The sequence below is a fragment of the Bizionia psychrotolerans genome, assembly GCF_001039595.1.
Window position 1 is genome coordinate 1 of record NZ_JNGS01000002.1, and the last position, 19,857, is coordinate 19,857.

The window sequence follows — 19,857 nt, forward strand, 5'->3', positions numbered from 1 at the left end:
TCGAAAATCATGGGTTCTTTAAGTGCTAGATACTTATTTGAACATGGGTTTGAAGTACGCGCAGAGCTAGGAAGTTCATACCGAACGCCAAGTTTTGAAGAGTTATATCTATACTTTGTAGATTCTAACCATGATGTTCGTGGTAATGAAAACTTAAAACCTGAAGATGGATACACAGCCTTTTTTAATGTAAAAAAACGCAGTTGGTTTAATGATTTGTCAATGGTTAATGAATTTAAAATTAACTACATTTCCTTGCGTGACAAGATTGATTTAGCTGTTGTAAACACAACGCCATTACAGTACCAGTACATAAACATTAACAGTTATGAGTTAGTAGGAGTTACGCTAAACAATTCCTTAAAAGCTGACAATTGGACTTTTAATTTAGGTGCAACACTTCAAGGTTTTTCACGCGTTTTAGACGACGAAGTTAATTCAAACGACGACTTTTTATACTCCTACCAAATAAATTCAAGTGCTACGTATTTCGCTAAAAAATTGGACACCTATTTTACCATGTTATATAAATACAATGGTTCAGAAAAGAATTACATAGCTAGTGGAGACACAGACAGTGAAGGGAACAATATTTTCACCCAACAAAGCATTTCTCCATATAGTTGGTTAGATGCATCTCTAAAAAAATCATTTTTCAAAAAATCCTTTGAAGTAACATTAGGAGCCAGAAACTTATTAGACATCACATCGGTTGATATTAGAAATTCGGCTTCATCTGAAGGTACACACAGTAACGGTCCTTCTAATTTAACATTAGGATATGGACGCTCATTTTATTTAAAACTAGTATATAAATTAAACCTTTAAACACTACATATTATGATTAACAAATTTTTATCCGCACTATTTACAATTGCTTTACTTGCTACTTTTGGTTGCAGCAGTGACGACGACAACTCAACATCAGGACCAATAAGTGTCGTAATTGAAGGCGCTTCATTTGCACCAGAAATAGGTGGCCCAAATCAGCAAAACCAAGTTTATATTGATTTAAGCACAAACACCGCAACAGGTGTACAGAGAGATTCTTGGGATTTAGGATTTTATTCAGGACCTGATTTTAGAGTAGCTATTAACGGTTCTATATATATGGCAACTGCCGAACTTACTGCTTCGGATATTGATGCTGTAAGCTCAACATCAACTGAAGTACAAACTTTACAAACACAGGTTGCGGTTGGAACTTTTGATGATGTTAGTGCCGGTTTTATTGATGCTCCTTATGGTAATATTGATGGAACTGCTATTGATGCTGTTTCTGAGGATGTTATTTCCAACCACGTTTACTTAGTGAATTTAGGTTTTGAAGTTGGAACAGGAACACCTGCTAACGGAAGTGTTGAAGTTGCAGGAAATTCAAGAGGATGGAAAAAAATTCGTGTGTATAAAAGTGGACACGATTACGTTTTACAATACGCGGATTTAGATGCTACAACACATAACACCGTGACTATCTCTAAAAATGCAGATTACAATTTCACATTCTTTAGTTTTGATACAGATTCAGAAGTTTATGTGGAACCAATAAAAGAAGATTGGGACTTAAACTTTACTGTGTTTACAAATGAAATCCCTGGATATGGAGCTTATGGTTATAGCGATTTTATTGTAAATAACACCAAATCTGACGCTACGGCATATATGATTGATACGGATGTTGATACTGAATTAAGCTATGAGAATTTTACATTAGCTAATGTAGTAGACACAAACTTTAGTAATGATCAACGTGCTATTGGAAGCAGTTGGAGAAACGGTGGTGGACCAGGTACTTTACCTTCGTTGAAAGAAAATGTATTTTACATAGTTAACGATACCGAAGGGAACCTATATAAATTACAATTTTTAGCTTTAACAAATGCTGATGGTGAACGTGGTCATCCAGAATTTGTTTACAGTTTATTGCAATAAGAATTAATAAACCTTATAAAAAAGCCACTTCAAATGAAGTGGCTTTTACTTTTTAGTCTAAATGATAAATTTCCATAATGTCTTTCAGGTATTTTTCAAAATCGATTTTTAAATCAATTAGTTTTCCTGAGTGGACATCAAAAACCCAACCATGAACTTCTAAACCACGATCGCGATACGCTTTTTGTACCGCTGCCGTTTTTATTAAATTAACGCATTGTTCTTTCACATTAAGTTCCACAAGTCTGTCGTAGCGCTTATCTTCATTTTCAATAGCGTTTAGTTCATCTTTATGAATTCTGTACACATCGCGAATGTTACGCAACCAAGGATTTAAAATTCCTAAATCTGCCGATTGCATGGCTGCTTTTACACCACCACAAGCATAGTGGCCACAAACAATAACATGTTTTACTTTCAGATGGTCCACAGCATAATTAATTACAGACATGACATTCAAATCTATGCTTATAACCATGTTGGCTATATTTCTATGAACAAAAACTTCGCCAGGTTCTGCTCCCATAAGTTCTTCGGCTGTTACACGACTATCAGAACAACCTATGTACAAAAGTTCTGGGCTTTGACCATCACCTAATTCTTTAAAATAATTGGAATCAACATCTAATTTATTCTGAATCCACTCTTTATTATTATGGAAAACTGTGTTTAAATCCATAATTTCTAATATTTATCTTTTACGTTATTTTTTATCCATACCATACATTCTTTAAATGTACTAAAAATATGGTCTTTTGGAATTAAATCTGGAATGATATCAATTCGTTCCATCATATATTCTGGTTGCTTTAATAAGCCAACAAAAAGTACGGTAATATTATTTTTGTTTAATTCCTGTAAGACATCTTCCATAGCATATAAACCTGATTGATCCATGTATTGCATACGTCCTAAACGGATAACAACCGTTTTAGCTGTTAGCGGAATTTGAGCTGCTAGACTTTGGAAATCGCTAGTAGATCCAAAAAACAAAGGTCCTTTTAAGTGTTTAATGAATACTTCTTCTTTTAATTTATCAGGAAAATTGATTTCGTCTTCCCAAGCTTTTTCTTTCATTAACGACTTGACATCGGAACGTTTTGCTGTTAAATCGCCAATCGTTTTCATAAACATTAAAGAAGCAATCACAAGACCAATTCCCACTGCATAAACTAGATTCCAAAAGGTAGACAGGAATAAAACGATAATCATAATTAAGACTTCCGAGCTCAATTTTAAAGGACCGATTTTGATATCTTTTGGTAAACTTGGAATGGCTTTTAAACCTTTATAATCCATGACTCCAATTCCCACGGTAATTAAAATACCTGCTAAAACAGCAGCTGGAATATCTGAAGCTAAACTTGGTAAACCCGGAATTAGAAGAATTCCTAATAATAGCAATCCAGCAATCATACCTGATAATTTGGTTTTACCACCTGAATTGATATTTACAACCGTACGAATGGTAGCTCCTGCTCCTGGAATACCACCAAAAAAGGCACCAATACTATTTCCAATACCTTGACCAATTAGTTCTTTATTAGGTTTGTGTTTAGTTTTCGTCATATTATCTGCTACAACACTGGTTAATAACGAGTCGATGGCTCCCAAAAGTGCTAAAGTTAAGGCAGTAAATATATAAGGTGTAATAGTACTTAATTTAAAATCGATTATAATGCTCAAATTAGGAATTGGCAATCCACTCGGAATTTCCTCAATGGGTCTATAATTCAATCCAAAAATCATAGCAGCACCAGACATAACCACCAAAGCAACTAGTGTACTCGGTACAGCTGTTGTAATCCGTTTAAATCCATAAATAATTAGTATGGTGCCTAAAGCCAATAGAACTTCTAACCAATTAATATTTTGTAACGCACGATTTAAAACTTTTATGGTTCCTAAAACACCGGAAGCTTCTGAAGCTGCTAACGTTTTAGATTCCTTTAAAATATCCGCTTCAGTAACCAATTCGGCGCGAGTAAGTGTTTCTTTAAAATCTTCAAGTACTAAGATGCCTTCATCCGCTTCTTCTATCAAAATATTTTGAAGAATAACTTCCTCGGCTTGTGGTTTAAAAGTGTTAACAAACTCGGTATCTTCTTTTGGATAATAACCCACTGCTGGAAGGATTTGCGTAATCAAAATAATCACACCAATAGCGGTCATGAATCCAGAAACGACTGGGTACGGAATATACCGAATGTATTTACCCAAGCCTAGAGCACCCAAACCAATTTGAATTAAACCTGCCAATAAAAATACGGTTAAAATTGCTGGTAAAGCTTTAGCAACATCGCCATCATTAACGGCTATAATTCCTGCAATAACAACCATACTTACCGCTGTCATAGGAGCTGTTGGTCCTGAAATTTGCGTGTTCGTTCCCCCAAAAAGAGCAGCAAAAAAACTGATAAAAATGGCACCATAAAGTCCTGCACTAGGACCTAAACCAGATGACACACCAAAAGCTAACGCCAATGGTAATGCTACAATACCAGCAGTAATACCTCCAAAGGCATCGCCTTTAAAGTTTGAAAATAAATTTTTCATAATAGTTAATATAATTTTTATGTAATTTAAAGAATAAAAACCAAAAATATAATCATTTTAGATGATTCCTTTTTTAAAGGACACCCAATATGCATTGAAGACACTACAACCTTTCTTAATAGATAGTTACATTTTTCTGAATCCTAAATGTAAAATTTATAGGCCAAAATTAAGATCGTCAATAAAATGTAAGACCCTATATCTTTAAATAGCAAGGTAGCATTAAAAAAACTAATGCTACCTAAACTATTTCTTAAATAAGTTATCTCTAAAAGAAAGTAACCTCACCAGTATTAAGATCGTACATGGCGCCAACAATCATAATTTCACCATTTTTTTCCATTTCACTTAAAACAGGACTTTCGGCATGAATTCTATTAATTGTTAATTCGACATTTTTTGCCGAAACTGAATCAACAAATTCTAAATTTTCAGAGTTTCTTAAACTTTCATCTTGAGGTTCGGAAACGGCACCTACAGCGGGTTTTATTTTACTTAACATTTTTGTTAAGTTCCCTAGTTGAGCATCATCGCAGGCGCCTTTTATGGCTCCACAACTAGTATGACCTAAAACTACAATAAGTTTAGTTCCTGCTAATTTACAGCCAAATTCCATACTCCCTAGAATATCTTCATTCACGAAATTTCCTGCAATACGAACGCTAAAAATATCACCCAAACCTTGGTCGAAAACTAGTTCGGCGGATACTCTAGAATCTATACAACTTAAAATTGTTGCAAATGGAAATTGACCATCACTAGTATCATTTACTTGCTCCAACAAATTTCTGTTAGCTTTTAGGTTATTTTGGAACCTAATATTACCTTCTTTTAAATATTCTAATGACTTCAGAGGAGTCATTGTAGCTTGTGTTTCTCTTGTGTGCGCTTTCATAAATTTGTTTTTTAATTATTTTGTCCAGATATTAAAAGGGATACATTTAACTTATCAATCATACTTTTAATTTCTAATTCTTTTACATTATTTTGTTTTGTTTCTTTTTTATTATTCCTATTTATTAGGAGTAAATTTATACTGCTTTTAGCTACGTATTTTGATAGATTTTGTATCGTATTATCATTATGTTCGAAAACATATTCTGTAGATTTTGCCTGTAATTCGTGTTTGCTATCATCAACTTTATCCAGTTTTTCTGCAAAACTGAATGTTACTAAAGATTCGTTTGCTCCAGTAAATAAGTCTTGAGGAAATTCATTTTCCATAAAAGCAGATTCACTATTAAGAATCCCCAAAGCCAATGTTTGGTCTGTTTGCAAAATCTGATAGTTATTAACAATCATAATAATTCCTTTATGATTTTTCAACACGAATTCGGTAATACTATCTCCCAAAATACTAATTGGTTTAGATTTTCGTTTTCCTAAAACAATAATATCTGGATTATTTTTAGCTATATAATCTCCAATTTCATTTTTTACATTTCCAAAAGCATAACTATGGTCAATTTCAAAATTTTGAGTTTTGACCACTGGATCCACTAATTTTACTATTTCTTTTCTAATTAATGTATGTTGTTCACTAATTGTCCGCAAAGTAGATAATTGACTATCTCTTTTAACAACATCTATTGGTTTCTTAACATGAAAAAAATGTAGACTTTTATCAACTTTATTGGTTAATCTAATGGTTCTTTGCAGTAATTCGTTATTAGTTTCTTTCAAATCAGAAAGCACCAAAATATTATATTTATTTTTTTTCATAGTACTTTAGCTTAAACTGATACTAGATTTTGGTCTTAATTCAAAGAAGTTAATAAAGCTTGGTGGATTTTCAACAATGCCACGCTTTGAAATTAATTTTATATCAATGTTTCTTTCTTTAGCCTTAAAAGCAAAATCATCTAAAATTTCCACAATATCATAATCAAGATATCTTGTTTTAGTAACATCAAACTCCAAATAAGTATCTCTTGGTAAGCTATCTAGCTCTTTTAAAATAGCACCTTTATTAAAGAAGGTTACCTCTTCGGCAAGTTCCATTTTAATTCTATGTTTTCCATTACTTTTATCTTCAATATGAAGGAAATGAGAGTTTTGGTAGCTTTTTAAAAGGATTACAACAATCCCAACAGCCAAACCTAAACCAATTCCGACTAATAAATCTGTGAAAACAATTCCTAATACAGTTACAAAAAACGGTACAGATTGCTTCCAACCTAGTTTATACATCTTCATAAATAAGGCTGGTTTTGCTAGTTTATAACCAACAATCAATAAAATTGCTGCTAATACTGATAGCGGAATCTTGTTCAGTAAAGTAGGAATTGCTATCACTGAAATTAACAATAAAAATCCATGAATAATAGCGGACATTTTACTTTTTCCACCAGATTGAATATTGGCCGAACTTCTAACAATTACCTGTGTTATAGGTAATCCTCCAACTAAACCTGAAATAATATTGCCGGTTCCTTGTGCCAATAATTCTCTATTAGTTGGTGTAACATTTTTATCTGGATCGAGTTTATCCGTTGCCTCAACACTTAACAAGGTTTCTAAACTTGCTACTAAAGCAATGGTGAAAGCAATAATCCATACCTCTGGATTCGTAATGACAGAGAAATTAGGAAAACTAAATTGGCCAACAAAAGAATCGAAACTATCTGGAACTGGTACACTCACTAAATGCGTTTGTGCAATAGCTAATGATTCATTGGATTGGCTAACAATATAAAAAACAATACCAACTACCACAGCCACTAAAGGCCCTTGGATAATTTCGAAAAACTTCCCTTTTTTAGCTAAAACATTACTCCATAGTAGCAAAATACCCAAAGCAATAAATCCAACAACCATAGAACCTAAAATAAGGTTATCAAAAATATTTAAGAGTGCAGAAAATGTATTTTCACCCGACGACCAGGTAAAACTATCAGAACCTTCTGGTTCTCCATCATAGCCAAAAAAGTGTGGAATTTGTTTTAAAATAATGATAATTCCTATACCTGTAAGCATTCCTTTAATAACAGATGATGGAAAATAATATCCAATAATTCCAGCCTTTAGTACGCCAAAAACTAATTGAATAATTCCACCTAATACAACGGCTACCAAAAAAATTTTCATAACCTCCTAACGTACCAATGGCAGTTAATACTATAGCAGCCAAACCAGCTGCAGGACCACTAACTCCAATTTTAGAACCACTTAAGGCTCCTACTACAATTCCTCCAATAATACCAGCTATTAATCCTGAAAATAAGGGTGCTCCACTGGCAAGAGCTATACCTAAACACAATGGTAAGGCAACAAAAAATACTACTACACTTGCAGGCAAGTCGCTTTTTAATGTTTTAAACATTTTATATAATGATTTTATCCTATTGAAAAGATTTCAATAGGTATTTTAATATTTCTTTGATGACAATCAATGTCGAACGAATAAAATATTAGATAAAATCTGGTGGTGGGAAAATTAAATTAAGATGTGGTTTAGGATATTGTTTATACGTATAGCCTAAATATTCTTTTGAATCTATTAAGTACATAGTATTAAGTTCATTAATATCATTAACTGATAATGGAAACTTAATATTTTCATTTTCTTCTTCGGCAATACTATAAAACATGGATACGTCTACGGTATCATCTAATGCAACAATTACTGCTGGCGCTGAAATGAACGCCAAAAATAAAATTGAGAATAAAATTGCAATAGTTTTTTTACACATTTTTTAGAATTGAAATGCAAATATACAGATTTCTAATTTTAGGAATGTTAAATAATCTTTAAAACGAATTAAGTAGTTTAATATCAGTGGCAGGAATCCAACCTTCTTTACCATCCGAAAGTTTAATTTTCTTCCAGTTTTCAATGGTATCTAATACTTGAACTTTAGTGCCTTCATGAAGTACAAAGGCTTCTGTACTACGTAAATTAGGTTCACTTTTTATTATACTTTCTTGAGCGAACACAATAGCCGGATTATCGCTTTTATCCAAATCAAATTTGTTAAAAGCAGAAACTACAGAGCCGATCATTAATAATAATCCAATGAAACCAATTGTGAACGAGAAACGCTTGGTTCGGGTTCCGTTAGCTAAATAGTAATTGATAAATGCAAAAACCGACAGTAACACAAAACAAATAGCCAATGTTGCCCAAGCATCGAAACTAATTACATGGGAAACTTGGTTTATAACTTTAGATACACCTACTTCGGGAACGACATCAATGGCATCTAAAGTCATGTTTTGGGCAAAGGTCATATTCTGCTTAATATCCGCATCATCTGGCGCTAATTGTAGTGCTTTTTCATAATAAAAAATACTAGGTGCAATATGATTGAGCTTGTAATGTGCGTTGGCTAAATTGAAATATAATTCTGCTGAATGCATGTCTGCATCCAAGATCTGCTGATATTTAGTAATAGCTTCCTCAAATTTGGCATCATTATATAGCGCGTTTCCTTGCTCAAATAATTGTGTGTTTTGAGCAAACGAGCACAAACCTAAAAAAGCAAAAATTAAAGAGAAAACATATGTTTTTTGAAATTTCATAATCGGTAACATGTCTATTTAATTTCTTTATCTATTTGCGAAATCGTATCCGCAGAACGTTGATAATCCTGCTCCATTTCCACTTGGGTAATTGGTGTATATCTTGCCAATTCACAATTTTTCAATATAGCAATAAAGCTCGCTATGGTTTCTGGACGAACTTGACCTTTATACAATAATTCTTGAATTTTATCTTTGCTTAAATCGCTTGTTTCAATATGAACGGTTGCTTTTAAGTAGTTATGCAACGCTTTTTCAAGAGCCACATAAAAAGCCTCTTTTTGGCCGAGCGCTTTTTTGGCTTGGCTTAAATACTTTTTAGCCAGTTTATCCGCTTTACGGATTTTATTCCCGAAAACGTCAGCATCACGTTTATCTTTATTTTTCTTAAAAACAATAACTAACGGAATGACTAAAAAAGGTATTAAAAGGGCTGCCCAAAACTCAAGGGATTTAAAAAAATGCGATGGTTTTGTGCTATATAACTTCGTATCTGTTTTAATGAAAGCGAATTGATTATTATTTAAAACAACCCGTTGTTTATCGCCTCCAACAGATGTGATATCTTGATCACTGGTTTGACTTGTTGGACCTTGCAACACATCAATTACAATCTCATTAGAATTGATAGTTTTATAAGATTTGGATTTTAAATCGAAGTAAGAAAACGAAATATTTGGAATTGGATATTTCCCTTTAAATTGTGGTACAACCGTATAACTATCTGCAATACTTCCTTGCATCCCGTTTAAATTCGTCCGAACATCTTCAGTATGTTCTGGCTCAAAAACTTCTAATGAACTTGGTAAATTTAATTTTGGTAACTGGAATAATTTTAAGTTCCCAGAACCGGAAACTTCCACCTTAGCCTGTAAAGATTCGGTAGCATTTAATGATACTTTGGAGGTTGTGACTTTAAAATTAAAATCGCCAACAGCACCTGTAAAATCCGCTGGTTTTCCTTGTTCTGGAAGTGGCTTCACATTAATGGTTCGTTTACCTGCAGAAACTGTTTTATGACCTTGCTGCATCAAGCGACCACCAAAAATATCACGACGATTGGTTGGAACCTCAACCGTAATATCCAAGCTTAAAGGTTCAATTTCTAATTCACCTGTTTTTTGAGGATATAAAACCGTTTTACGTAAAACCACATAGCGATAATCTTCACCTTTATAGGTTCCATTCTGGACTTTAAGTTGTCGGATGTCAATATTCTGACTCCAGAAATCGCTGTACTTCGGATTGTCAATTTCACGCCAATTACTGACTCCAGTATCAGGCGACACATATAGTTTGTACACGACCGTTATGGCTTCGTTTAAATACGGTTTGTCATCTGAAATTTCGGCAACCAGATGTATGTTTTCTGAAGCGATATAATCCGCATTATTTCCATCTTTAGGTGTTTCAACAGCTGATGTTACCGTAACAGAAATTGGTGTTGTTTTATAAATTTCACCATCAATTTCAATAACCGCTTGATTAATGGTAAAGTTTCCTGTACGTTTTGGTGCTAAAAAATAACTATAGGTTTTGGCGTATGAACGTTTACCATTTATCCAAGAATTGCTAACGGCTTGATTGGGACCACCCACAACCGTGAAATTATTAAAGTCTGGTGGATTAAAATTATCACCATCTTTGTTCATCTCAAAATCAATGCGCAAGCGCTCATTTATGCCCAACTTTTTCTTGCTGACTTTAGCTTCAAAAGTTATTTGAGCACTCGCGATGCTGACTGTAAGCAGCATTAAAATTAGTGTAATATGTTTTTTGAGTTTCATGATGTCGTTCTATCCTCTTATCTGTAAGCTCTAACTTCTATTTTTTAAACCAAAATCAAATAACTGATTTTACCAATCCTTTTCGGTTTGCACTTTAACGCCTTTTTCTTTTTGCGCATTCATTTTTTCCTGCACCTTGGCTTCTTGATTATTCATAGCTTCTAGCAAGTTTTTCATTTGCTGTGGCGACATTTGTCCAGGTTGTGGCTGCGGTTTTTGTTGCTGCTTGTCTTTTTCTGGATCTTGATTCTCTTTGCCTTTGTCTTCTTTATCATCTTTAGGCTTTCCGTCTTCATCTTTCTTATCGTCGCCTTCTTTTTTATCTTGATCGCCTTTATCTTTCTGGTCGTCTTTATCGCCTTCTTTGTCTTTTTCCTTGTCTTGATCTTTATTTTCGTCTTGCTTATCTTGGTCTTTGTTATCGTCCTGATTCTGTTCCTCCTGCTGCTTGGCACACTCTTTAGCTAATGCCAAATTGTAACGAGATTCATCATCTGTAGGATTATTTCGTAAAGCACCTTTATAAGCTTCTACCGCTTCTTTACACTTTTTGTTCTGCATCAAAATATTTCCAATATTATGAAATGCTTGATGTTTTTCTATTTTGGACGTTGCTGATTTGGCTGTTTTTTGCAGTTGATATAAAGCTTCCTCTAAGTTACCTTCTTGAATGAATGAGGTTCCTAAATTATAACTTCCTACCGTTTCCGAAGGTGCTTCAGAAATAGCTTCGCGGTATGCCATTTCAGCTGAAACGAAATCGTCTTTATCTAAAAGATCATTTCCTTCAAAAACGAGATCGTTCGCATTTTTTGCGGCTTTAATTTGGGCTTTCTGTTCTTCTTCTTGCGAAAAAGCAGATACCGTAACTAGGGCGAATATGTAAAGAAATAGGTGTTTCATTGGTGCCTTTAAAAGTATAAAACAACTGGGTTTTAATCCGTTAAATATTTTATAAAATTTTTATAGATTTTCGTTGAATAGATTTAAGCGTTTTAACCAGCCTGTTTTACGTTCTAATAAGAAAACATCAATGAATAAGAAGAAAATAGCCAAGCCTAAAAACCACTGAAATTGATCTTTAAAATCAGCAAATTGTTTGGCTTCATATTCTTGTTTATCCATGCCATTTAAAATATCTGTAATGGTTTCTACAACATCATTAGTATTTCGTCCGTTTATATAGGTTCCGTTAGCTTCTTCGGCAATTTTCATTAAGGTGCTTTCGTCTAATTTGGTAATGACCGTTTCGCCTGTGTTATCTTTTTTGTAATTCAAAACAACGCCATTTCTTTTAATGGGAATTGGACCACCTTTGGCGTCACCTACACCAATTGTAAAAATCCGAATGCCTTCTTCATTAGCTTCTGCTGCCACATTTTCGGACATGTCTGAATGATCTTCACCATCCGAAATAATAATTAAAACGCGATTGGTTTGTTGCTCGTCATCATAATACGTTTTAGAAAGCTCAATCGCCTCATCAATGGCTGTTCCTTGTGACGATAACATATCGGTATTCATGCCTTGCAGAAACATTTTTGCCGACACATAATCCGTAGTTATCGGCAATTGTGGAAACGCTTTTCCTGCATAAGCAATAATTCCAACCCGATCGCCTGCCAAGTTATTGATGATTTGCGTAACCAATTGTTTCGCTTTTTCTAAACGGTTTGGAGCAATATCTTCAGCTAACATACTTTTAGAAACATCTACCGCAAAAACAATATCCACACCTTCACGTTTGACTGTTTCTAGTTTGGTTCCTATTTTCGGATTTACTAAAGCGATTGCTAAACTGGCAAAAGCTAAACTTAAAACTACCACTTTCAATGCTGTTTTAAATACAGATTTATTAGGACTTAATCGTTTTAATAATTGCTTATCCGCAAATTTTTTCTGGGTCCGTATTTTCCAAAATTGAAGCAATAAATACACGAGCATCATTACCGGAATAATTGCTAATACCCAAAACCATATTTTTTCTTCTAATTGATACATTTTTTAGTTTTCAGTCGCAGTATTCAGTTTGAAATTCTTCAAATGAATAACAGGCGATTTTCTCTTTATCTTATTTTTATTTATACAAAACTTCTAAAAATAGTGACGCGTAATAACATTTCTAATAGCAGTAATAATCCTGCTAAAAACACTAGAGGCCTAAATAATTCTTGATAATTATAAAATTTAAACTCTTCGACTTCTGTTTTTTCTAGCTTGTTAATTTCCTCATAAATTTCAGCTAGCTTTTCATTATTCGTGGCTCGAAAATACTTTCCGCCTGTAGCATCAGCAATTTCTTTTAGCAAATCTTCATCAATCTCAACTTGCACGCGACTATACTGCAGATTTCCGTTTACCATGGAAACTGGCGACAATGCTAAACCATTAGTCCCTAAACCAATGGTGTAGGTTTTTATACCATATTCTACGGCTAATTCACTAGCAATTTTTGGATCGATAAATCCGGAATTATTAACTCCATCAGTTAATAAAATGATAACTTTACTTTTGGCTTTGCTATCTTTTAAACGGTTTACAGCAGTTGCCAATCCCATTCCAATGGCTGTTCCGCCTTCAATAATGGTGTTATATTCTATACTTTTCAAGGATCTTAACACAATGGCTTTATCGCTTGTAATAGGTGTTTTAGTATAACTTTCTCCTGCATATTCTACTAAACCAATTCTATCGTTTGGTCTGCCTTCAATAAATTCTGCAGCCACTTCTTTTAGAGCTTCTAGACGATTTGGTTTTAAATCTTTAGCCAACATACTTGCGGAAACATCAATTGCCATAACGATATCAATACCACGAGTGGTTTTCGTTTTGGTACTCACATCTACCGAACGTGGTCTTGCTAAAGCGGTTATTAAAGCTGCCAATGCCAACAAGCGTAAAACGAATAGTAGATGTCTGAATTTTGGTAAAATGGATGGTGTTACCTGAAATCCTTTAATACTGGATATTTTTAATTCAGCCGTTTGCTTATTATGCTTTACAACATACCAAATAATGGCAAGTGGCAATGCTAGCAAAAGCCAGAAAAACTGTTTGTCTAAAAATTCTACGCCTTCAAAAATCATCATTCCGCAGTAGGTTTTAGTTCAACTGAATTTTCTATACGCTCTGCCATATCCACTGCATATTCGTCATCTTTCTGCCAAATAATTATGATTTGTTGAATGATGTTTTTAGTGGTAAAATGGAGCAAAATATATTCGCCTTCCACAAAGGATTCCGATTTCCCAATAGGAAATTGCGCGTAACCAAATGTTTTTAAACCTTCAGCATTATTAGGTGTTACAAATTTCTCATTCTTCACAATAATAGTCGTTGCACCTTTATTTTCCAGGTCTTGAATGGCCTTTTCTGAAACAGCAACTAGATTAATGGAATCTTCAGGTTTCTGATTTTTTAGCGTGGCAGTATTCAACGTGATGTTTAGATTATTACCTAAACTTCCAAAATTAAATGTGGTATAATCCACTTGAGCATTATCACTACTTACAGAATCAGATTCAATTCGTTTTAAAACTTCAGGCGTTGAAATGATTATTGGCGGAAAACCATAATCACTCGTTACCCAATTGCCTTCCAATAATTCCAAACTGTTATTACCAAGCATGGTATCTTTTACATAATTGAAACCATATTTGAATCCAAAACCAACAAAAGTCGCTACCAATAATCCCAGAACTACGAGCGCTGAAATAATAATTTTCCGACGTTTCTTTTTGCGTTCTTGAGCTTCTTTATATTGTTCGTTTAATAGCTTTTCTTCTTCGCTAGGTTCTGGTAACACCTCTTTTACGTGATCAATTTCTTCATCAATCGTTTTTCTGTCAAACTTGGCTAATTCCTTATCTGGTGATGATTTGGCGAATTTCACTAAATCGGCACGCTTAAAAATGCTTTCTAGATTCTTAATGGTTTCAGGACTTAAATCAATTTGATTTCCTTCTTTCAACAAATATAAACGTGAAATAAGTTCGTCTGTCGTGCTTTCTAAAGCGTGGTCGTAAACCTTTTCATCTAAATATCTTCGGATGGCCAACGTTAACTCGGAATAGTATTCTTTATACGATTCTTCTTCTAAATAGCGATGTTCGTCCAATTGTTTTAAGGCTAATTTTGCACGATCATAAGGTGGTAAAAGAGCAATTTTTTCTTCTTCGGTTAATGGTTTTTTTCGCCAAACAAACCAATATAATAAAGCGGCTACTAAAGCGATAGCGAATAAAATGATGAGCGCTATTTTCCACCAATTACTACTGCTTTTATCCACACTAATGATTGGTTTGATAGCATACAAACCTTGTTTGGTGGTATCAATAACAACCGGATTTACAATAATTTTTAATGAATCTGTAAACAATGTTTTATCATTAATAATAATTTTTTGCCTTGGAATAGTATAGGCTCCTGAATCAAATTGGGTTAATCCGTATTTTTTAATAAGATTGAATTTCTCAGCATTTTTAGTGGTATCAATATCATAGGATTCGATAATTTCTAAAGGTAAAAATGTAGCGCCTTCAGGAAAAACAACTAAATCTGTACTATCAGCTTCTACTTCTACTCGAAACGTGATTTGCTCGCCAATTTTAATTTCAGAAACATCGGCAGCCGATTTTACTTGTGCTACAGAAACTGCTGAAAAAAGAAATAACATACAAGAAAACAGAACCGCTAATGGTAAACCAAAAACGGAAGTTGTATGTTTCTTATAGTGTAAATATTGATTCATAAATTTTAATATCAATTAGCTTCTTTGCTTGAAATAACCTAATAATTTTTTAACGTAACTTTCATCCACACGACAATCAATAGCGCCTGCTCCCGATTTTGAAAAACTTTCCTTAAAATAGGTGACGCGATCATTATAATGTTTACTGTAACCTAAACGGACACTTTTAGATCCTGTATTTACCAAAATACTTTGACCAGTTTCTTGGTCTTGCATTTGCACCATTCCTAAATTTGGCATACTTTCTTCATGCCTATCATACACGCGAATACCAGAAATATCATGCCGTCCAGCTGCAATTTTTAGATTGTGACGATACTCATCTGTCATAAAATCAGAAAGCACAAAAACAATAGCCTTTCGCTTCATGACATTTGATAAAAATTTAAGTGCTTCGGAAATATCTGTTTTTTGGCTTTGTGGCTTAAACTCGATGAGTTCACGAATAATTCGTAAAACATGCGAGCGTCCTTTTTTAGGTGGAATATAAAGCTCAATAGCATCGGTAAATAAGATTAAGCCTATTTTATCATTATTTTGAGTCGCCGAAAATGCCAATGTTGCAGCAATTTCAGTAACGATTTCATTTTTAAATTGGGAATCTGTTCCAAAAAATTCAGAACCCGAAATATCCACCATAAGCATCATAGTGAGCTCGCGTTCTTCTTCAAATACTTTAATATGTGGTTCGTTGGTTCTGGCTGTTACATTCCAATCAATATTTCGAACATCATCACCATATTGATATTGACGAACTTCACTAAAAGTCATACCACGACCTTTGAAGGTAGAATGGTATTCACCTCCAAAAATATGATCAGACAACCTGCGCGTCTTAATCTCTATTTTTCGTACTTTTTTTAGTAATTCTTTTGTATCCATCGCTTCAGTAAACAGTGTTCAGTCGCAGTTTTCAATTTATCTTGTATTCATATTCTAGCAAACCTTTTAACTGCTTACTGCAACTGAATACTGAAAACTGAAAACTGAAAACTCATTTTAAGGTACTTCAATCTCATTTACAATTTTACTGATAATATCTTCAGACGTGATATTTTCTGCTTCTGCTTCATAGGTAATTCCAATTCTGTGGCGCAATACATCATAAATTACAGCACGCACATCTTCCGGAATTACATAACCACGACGTTTAATAAAAGCATAACATTTAGCTGCTGTTGCCAAGTTAATACTTCCACGAGGTGAAGCTCCAAAAGAAATAAGTGGTTTTAATTCAGCCAACTTATATTTTTCTGGATAACGTGTTGCGAAAATAATATCAAGAATATATTTTTCAATTTTCTCATCCATATAAACCTCACGAACCGATTTTTGTGCTTGTAAAATTTGAGCTACTGAAACAACAGGATTTACTTTATCAAAAGCACCTTTTAAATTGGCACGCATAATCAATTGTTCATCTTCTATTTTCGGATAATCAATAACAGCTTTCAGCATAAACCTGTCCACTTGTGCTTCTGGTAACGGATAAGTACCTTCTTGCTCTACTGGGTTCATGGTTGCCATTACTAAAAATGGTTTATCTAAAATAAAAGTTTCATCACCAATGGTTACTTGCTTTTCTTGCATGGCTTCCAATAAAGCCGATTGTACTTTTGCAGGTGCACGGTTAATCTCATCTGCTAATACGAAATTGGCAAAAATGGGACCTTTCTTTATTTTGAAATCGTTTTCCTTCATGTTATAGATTAATGTACCAACCACATCGGCAGGCAATAAATCTGGAGTAAATTGTATCCTGCTAAAAGAACCTTGAACAGCTTGAGCAAGTGTATTAATAGCTAACGTTTTTGCTAAACCAGGAACACCTTCTAACAAAATGTGACCTTGACCTAACAAACCAATTAGTAAACGTTCGAGCATGTGCTTTTGCCCAACGATAACTTTGTTCATTTCAAACATCAGTAAATCGATAAAAGCACTTTCTTTTTCAATTTTCTCGTTAATAGACGCAATGTCAATTGTGCGCGTTTCTTCCATTCTTTTTTCTATTTAAAACACCCGAAAATAATGGGTTTATTTCAGTCTGCTAAATTGTTAAAATTTTTGCTTTCAGCCTGTTAATAATTGGTTAAAAAATAAAGGATGTTTTCTGTGTGAATTATTAAAAATTTAACGGTTTATTTAAAAAAAGAATCACTCTAACATTTAAATTGCGTAGTATTTCAATTAAATTAACACCGAAAGTTATTTAAGAACGAATATATTCTATAGATAAAAAGTAAAAAATAATATAAAAAAATGTCTACAAAAACTGCATTAATTACTGGAGCAACCAGCGGAATTGGTCGTGCTACAGCTCATGAATTTGCTAAACACGGAATCCATTTGATATTATGTGGCAGACGTCAAGAACGTTTGGATACCATAAAATTGGCGCTTCAAAAGCAAACCGAAGTCCATACCTTGAATTTTGATGTTCGCGATTTGTCTGCTGCAAAACAAGCTATTGAAAGCTTACCGGAAGAATTTAAACAGATTGATATTTTAATAAACAACGCTGGAAATGCACATGGCATGGATGCCATTCAAGATGGTAATGTGGACGATTGGGATGCTATGATGGATATTAATGTGAAAGGACTATTATATGTCAGCAAATTGATTATGCCACAAATGATTGCTAGAGAATCAGGTCATATCATTAATATAGGCTCATCAGCTGGGAAGGAAGTATACCCAAAAGGAAATATTTACTGTGCGAGTAAGCATGCGGTTTTGGCGATAACAGAAGGCATGCGATTAGATTTAAATCCGCATGGCATTAAAGTCTGTGCTATAAATCCTGGATTGGTAGAAACCGAATTTTCGCAAGTCCGTTTTAAAGGTGGAGAACAAGCAAACTCTGTCTATAAAGGATACAAAGCACTGCAGCCTGAAGATGTTGCCGATGTTATTTATTTTGCAATTTCCAGACCTCAACATGTTAATATTGCAGATGTGTTGATGTTTTGTACAGCACAAGCGAGTAGTACAATTGTTAAAAAGGACTTTTAAATAAAGAAGATCCCACTTTCTTGGGAAGTAATCATGATTAACAAACGCCTTCTTATAAAAAACTTACTAGCCCATAATGATGAGAACAGTTTTTATGATAAAAAGCGCAGGATTGATATTAGTCTCAAAGAAGGGAAAGCCAAATTTTTAAAACATGTTTGTGCTCTTTCCAATAGCAATCCTAAAAACAATTCCTATATCGTTATTGGTGTGGAAGATGAAGATAGCGAAATTATTGGTGTAGATTTTTTTGATGACAGTAAAATCCAAAACCTGATTAATGCATACTTAACCAATCCACCAATTGTTCAATACGAAAACATTTCATTTCCACATTTACCAGAAGGAAAAGTCGTTGGGTTGGTAACTATTCGCGCAACTGGAAAAATAACTTCCTTACGTAAGAATATCTGGAAATACTATGGAGGCGCCGTTTTTTTTTAGAGACGGTAGCATCAGCATGCCCAAAGTTTTTGATATTGAAATTACTGATAGTAATTCAGAAATAGTTCACGCTATTGAAGCGCATTCTCGAAATAATATGGAACATACATTAGATGGTGTGTTCGATTTTATGAAAGCTCGGAAAGATTATAATCCGCAATACAAAGTCTTTAAAGAATATTTTGTGGTGTGTTGGGCTGGACAAAAGAAAATAGTTAAAAATGAAACCTTCTATTCAAGAGTAGATATTGAATTAATTAATGAACAAGTCCGATTATTTTATTCGGCATTGGATGAAGTTTCTATAACCTTTACAGAAGATTCCTTTAAAACTGTTGAATACATTAATTTAGGTTTGCAACAGGGATTTAGATATTATCCGTTGGAAGAAACCACGATACAGTTTTCCGAGCATGGCAAATATACTTTTGATAGCCAACTTATTTTTGAGCCACCACAATATGATAAAAAAGTACTGCATCATATTTACAATGCTAATAATGCACTTTTAGATTATTTAATAAGCGGACAAACATTATCAATAAACCAGTTAGTTGATTTAAAAAAATTTACCAGCCTCCTATTTAATCTGCTATTTAAATGATTTTAAAGATGCTATACATAAATTAAACACGGCAAAATTAGTTCTTAAAAAGTTTCCAGAAATCTATGAGTTACTTAAACGAACCATGCGAATTTTAAGAAAAGTACAATATGATTAAAGTTTGATTATACACAAATAAGTACCAAAGATGAAAAATACGATACCAACTATCCATTCTTAAATTAATCCCGTCTTCTTTAACTTATATTTGCTTTGCTATTAATCAACTATACTACAAAGCCTTG

Annotated in this window: 16 protein-coding genes and 2 pseudogenes; 4 read left to right on the plus strand and 14 right to left on the minus strand. The window is 33.7% G+C overall.

Translation table 11 applies throughout. The annotated features are described in order from the left end of the window. On the plus strand, positions 1-828 hold an 828-nt coding region (locus GK51_RS00140; protein WP_048330874.1), incomplete at its 5' end, for an outer membrane beta-barrel protein. Between the two features lie 12 nt (positions 829-840). Next, on the plus strand, positions 841-1,932 hold the full coding sequence (locus GK51_RS00145; protein ID WP_048330844.1) for an HmuY family protein: 1,092 nt from the start codon (positions 841-843) through the stop codon (positions 1,930-1,932). A 52-nt stretch (positions 1,933-1,984) separates the two neighbouring features. On the opposite strand, the gene GK51_RS00150 is transcribed toward GK51_RS00145, so the two are convergent. From GK51_RS00150 to GK51_RS00215, 14 genes and pseudogenes are all read right to left on the minus strand, one after another. Beyond that, positions 1,985-2,611: a carbonic anhydrase gene (locus tag GK51_RS00150; protein WP_048330846.1), complete on the minus strand. Its 627-nt coding sequence runs from the start codon at positions 2,609-2,611 to the stop codon at positions 1,985-1,987. Between the two features lie 5 nt (positions 2,612-2,616). Beyond that, entirely contained in the window at positions 2,617-4,488 is a 1,872-nt protein-coding gene (locus GK51_RS00155; RefSeq protein ID WP_048330848.1) for a SulP family inorganic anion transporter, read from the minus strand. Between the two features lie 268 nt (positions 4,489-4,756). Further along, complete coding sequence (locus tag GK51_RS00160; protein WP_048330849.1) at positions 4,757-5,383, minus strand: carbonic anhydrase family protein; 627 nt, start codon at positions 5,381-5,383, stop codon at positions 4,757-4,759. A gap of 11 nt (positions 5,384-5,394) precedes the next feature. After that, positions 5,395-6,210 (minus strand): universal stress protein, encoded by an 816-nt coding sequence (locus GK51_RS00165; RefSeq protein WP_048330850.1) that lies wholly within the window; start codon positions 6,208-6,210, stop codon positions 5,395-5,397. Positions 6,211-6,216: 6 nt separating this feature from the next. Then, positions 6,217-7,810: pseudogene (locus GK51_RS00170) on the minus strand (SulP family inorganic anion transporter). Positions 7,811-7,898: 88 nt separating this feature from the next. Continuing rightward, on the minus strand, positions 7,899-8,180 hold the full coding sequence (locus tag GK51_RS00175; protein WP_048330852.1) for a hypothetical protein: 282 nt from the start codon (positions 8,178-8,180) through the stop codon (positions 7,899-7,901). 58 nt (positions 8,181-8,238) lie between these two features. Beyond that, positions 8,239-9,009: an SH3 domain-containing protein gene (locus tag GK51_RS00180; protein WP_048330875.1), complete on the minus strand. Its 771-nt coding sequence runs from the start codon at positions 9,007-9,009 to the stop codon at positions 8,239-8,241. Between the two features lie 14 nt (positions 9,010-9,023). Beyond that, positions 9,024-10,796 carry a BatD family protein gene (locus GK51_RS00185; protein ID WP_048330853.1) on the minus strand — a complete coding sequence of 591 codons (1,773 nt, stop codon included), beginning with the start codon at positions 10,794-10,796 and terminating at the stop codon, positions 9,024-9,026. Between the two features lie 69 nt (positions 10,797-10,865). Further along, positions 10,866-11,699 (minus strand): tetratricopeptide repeat protein, encoded by an 834-nt coding sequence (locus GK51_RS00190; protein WP_048330854.1) that lies wholly within the window; start codon positions 11,697-11,699, stop codon positions 10,866-10,868. Between the two features lie 60 nt (positions 11,700-11,759). Then, positions 11,760-12,797 (minus strand): vWA domain-containing protein, encoded by a 1,038-nt coding sequence (locus GK51_RS00195; RefSeq protein ID WP_048330855.1) that lies wholly within the window; start codon positions 12,795-12,797, stop codon positions 11,760-11,762. Between the two features lie 80 nt (positions 12,798-12,877). Continuing rightward, a complete protein-coding gene (locus GK51_RS00200; protein ID WP_048330877.1) occupies positions 12,878-13,879 on the minus strand; it encodes a vWA domain-containing protein in 1,002 nt (333 codons plus the stop codon). A 2-nt stretch (positions 13,880-13,881) separates the two neighbouring features. Next, entirely contained in the window at positions 13,882-15,546 is a 1,665-nt protein-coding gene (locus GK51_RS00205; protein WP_048330856.1) for a BatD family protein, read from the minus strand. A 15-nt stretch (positions 15,547-15,561) separates the two neighbouring features. Beyond that, positions 15,562-16,428, minus strand: a complete 867-nt coding sequence (locus GK51_RS00210; RefSeq protein WP_048330858.1) for a DUF58 domain-containing protein — start codon at positions 16,426-16,428, stop codon at positions 15,562-15,564. 117 nt (positions 16,429-16,545) lie between these two features. Further along, positions 16,546-17,547, minus strand: a complete 1,002-nt coding sequence (locus GK51_RS00215) for an AAA family ATPase (protein ID WP_048330859.1) — start codon at positions 17,545-17,547, stop codon at positions 16,546-16,548. Between the two features lie 261 nt (positions 17,548-17,808). Here GK51_RS00215 and GK51_RS00220 point away from each other — a divergent pair, with 261 nt between their 5' ends. Next, complete coding sequence (locus GK51_RS00220; protein WP_048330861.1) at positions 17,809-18,564, plus strand: SDR family NAD(P)-dependent oxidoreductase; 756 nt, start codon at positions 17,809-17,811, stop codon at positions 18,562-18,564. 33 nt (positions 18,565-18,597) lie between these two features. Further along, positions 18,598-19,730, plus strand: a pseudogene (locus GK51_RS00225) (DUF5929 domain-containing protein). Positions 19,731-19,857 lie beyond the last annotated feature (127 nt).

Bases quoted from the DNA above. Each gene is read 5' to 3' on its own strand.
- GK51_RS00190 (WP_048330854.1), bottom strand. From the start codon at position 11,699: ATGAAACACCTATTTCTTTACATATTCGCCCTAGTTACGGTATCTGCT.
- GK51_RS00145 (WP_048330844.1), top strand. From the start codon at position 841: ATGATTAACAAATTTTTATCCGCACTATTTACAATTGCTTTACTTGCT.
- GK51_RS00195 (WP_048330855.1), bottom strand. From the start codon at position 12,797: ATGTATCAATTAGAAGAAAAAATATGGTTTTGGGTATTAGCAATTATT.
- GK51_RS00185 (WP_048330853.1), bottom strand. From the start codon at position 10,796: ATGAAACTCAAAAAACATATTACACTAATTTTAATGCTGCTTACAGTC.
- GK51_RS00175 (WP_048330852.1), bottom strand. From the start codon at position 8,180: ATGTGTAAAAAAACTATTGCAATTTTATTCTCAATTTTATTTTTGGCG.
- GK51_RS00210 (WP_048330858.1), bottom strand. From the start codon at position 16,428: ATGGATACAAAAGAATTACTAAAAAAAGTACGAAAAATAGAGATTAAG.
- GK51_RS00155 (WP_048330848.1), bottom strand. From the start codon at position 4,488: ATGAAAAATTTATTTTCAAACTTTAAAGGCGATGCCTTTGGAGGTATT.
- GK51_RS00220 (WP_048330861.1), top strand. From the start codon at position 17,809: ATGTCTACAAAAACTGCATTAATTACTGGAGCAACCAGCGGAATTGGT.
- GK51_RS00165 (WP_048330850.1), bottom strand. From the start codon at position 6,210: ATGAAAAAAAATAAATATAATATTTTGGTGCTTTCTGATTTGAAAGAA.
- GK51_RS00150 (WP_048330846.1), bottom strand. From the start codon at position 2,611: ATGGATTTAAACACAGTTTTCCATAATAATAAAGAGTGGATTCAGAAT.
- GK51_RS00215 (WP_048330859.1), bottom strand. From the start codon at position 17,547: ATGGAAGAAACGCGCACAATTGACATTGCGTCTATTAACGAGAAAATT.
- GK51_RS00160 (WP_048330849.1), bottom strand. From the start codon at position 5,383: ATGAAAGCGCACACAAGAGAAACACAAGCTACAATGACTCCTCTGAAG.
- GK51_RS00205 (WP_048330856.1), bottom strand. From the start codon at position 15,546: ATGAATCAATATTTACACTATAAGAAACATACAACTTCCGTTTTTGGT.
- GK51_RS00180 (WP_048330875.1), bottom strand. From the start codon at position 9,009: ATGAAATTTCAAAAAACATATGTTTTCTCTTTAATTTTTGCTTTTTTA.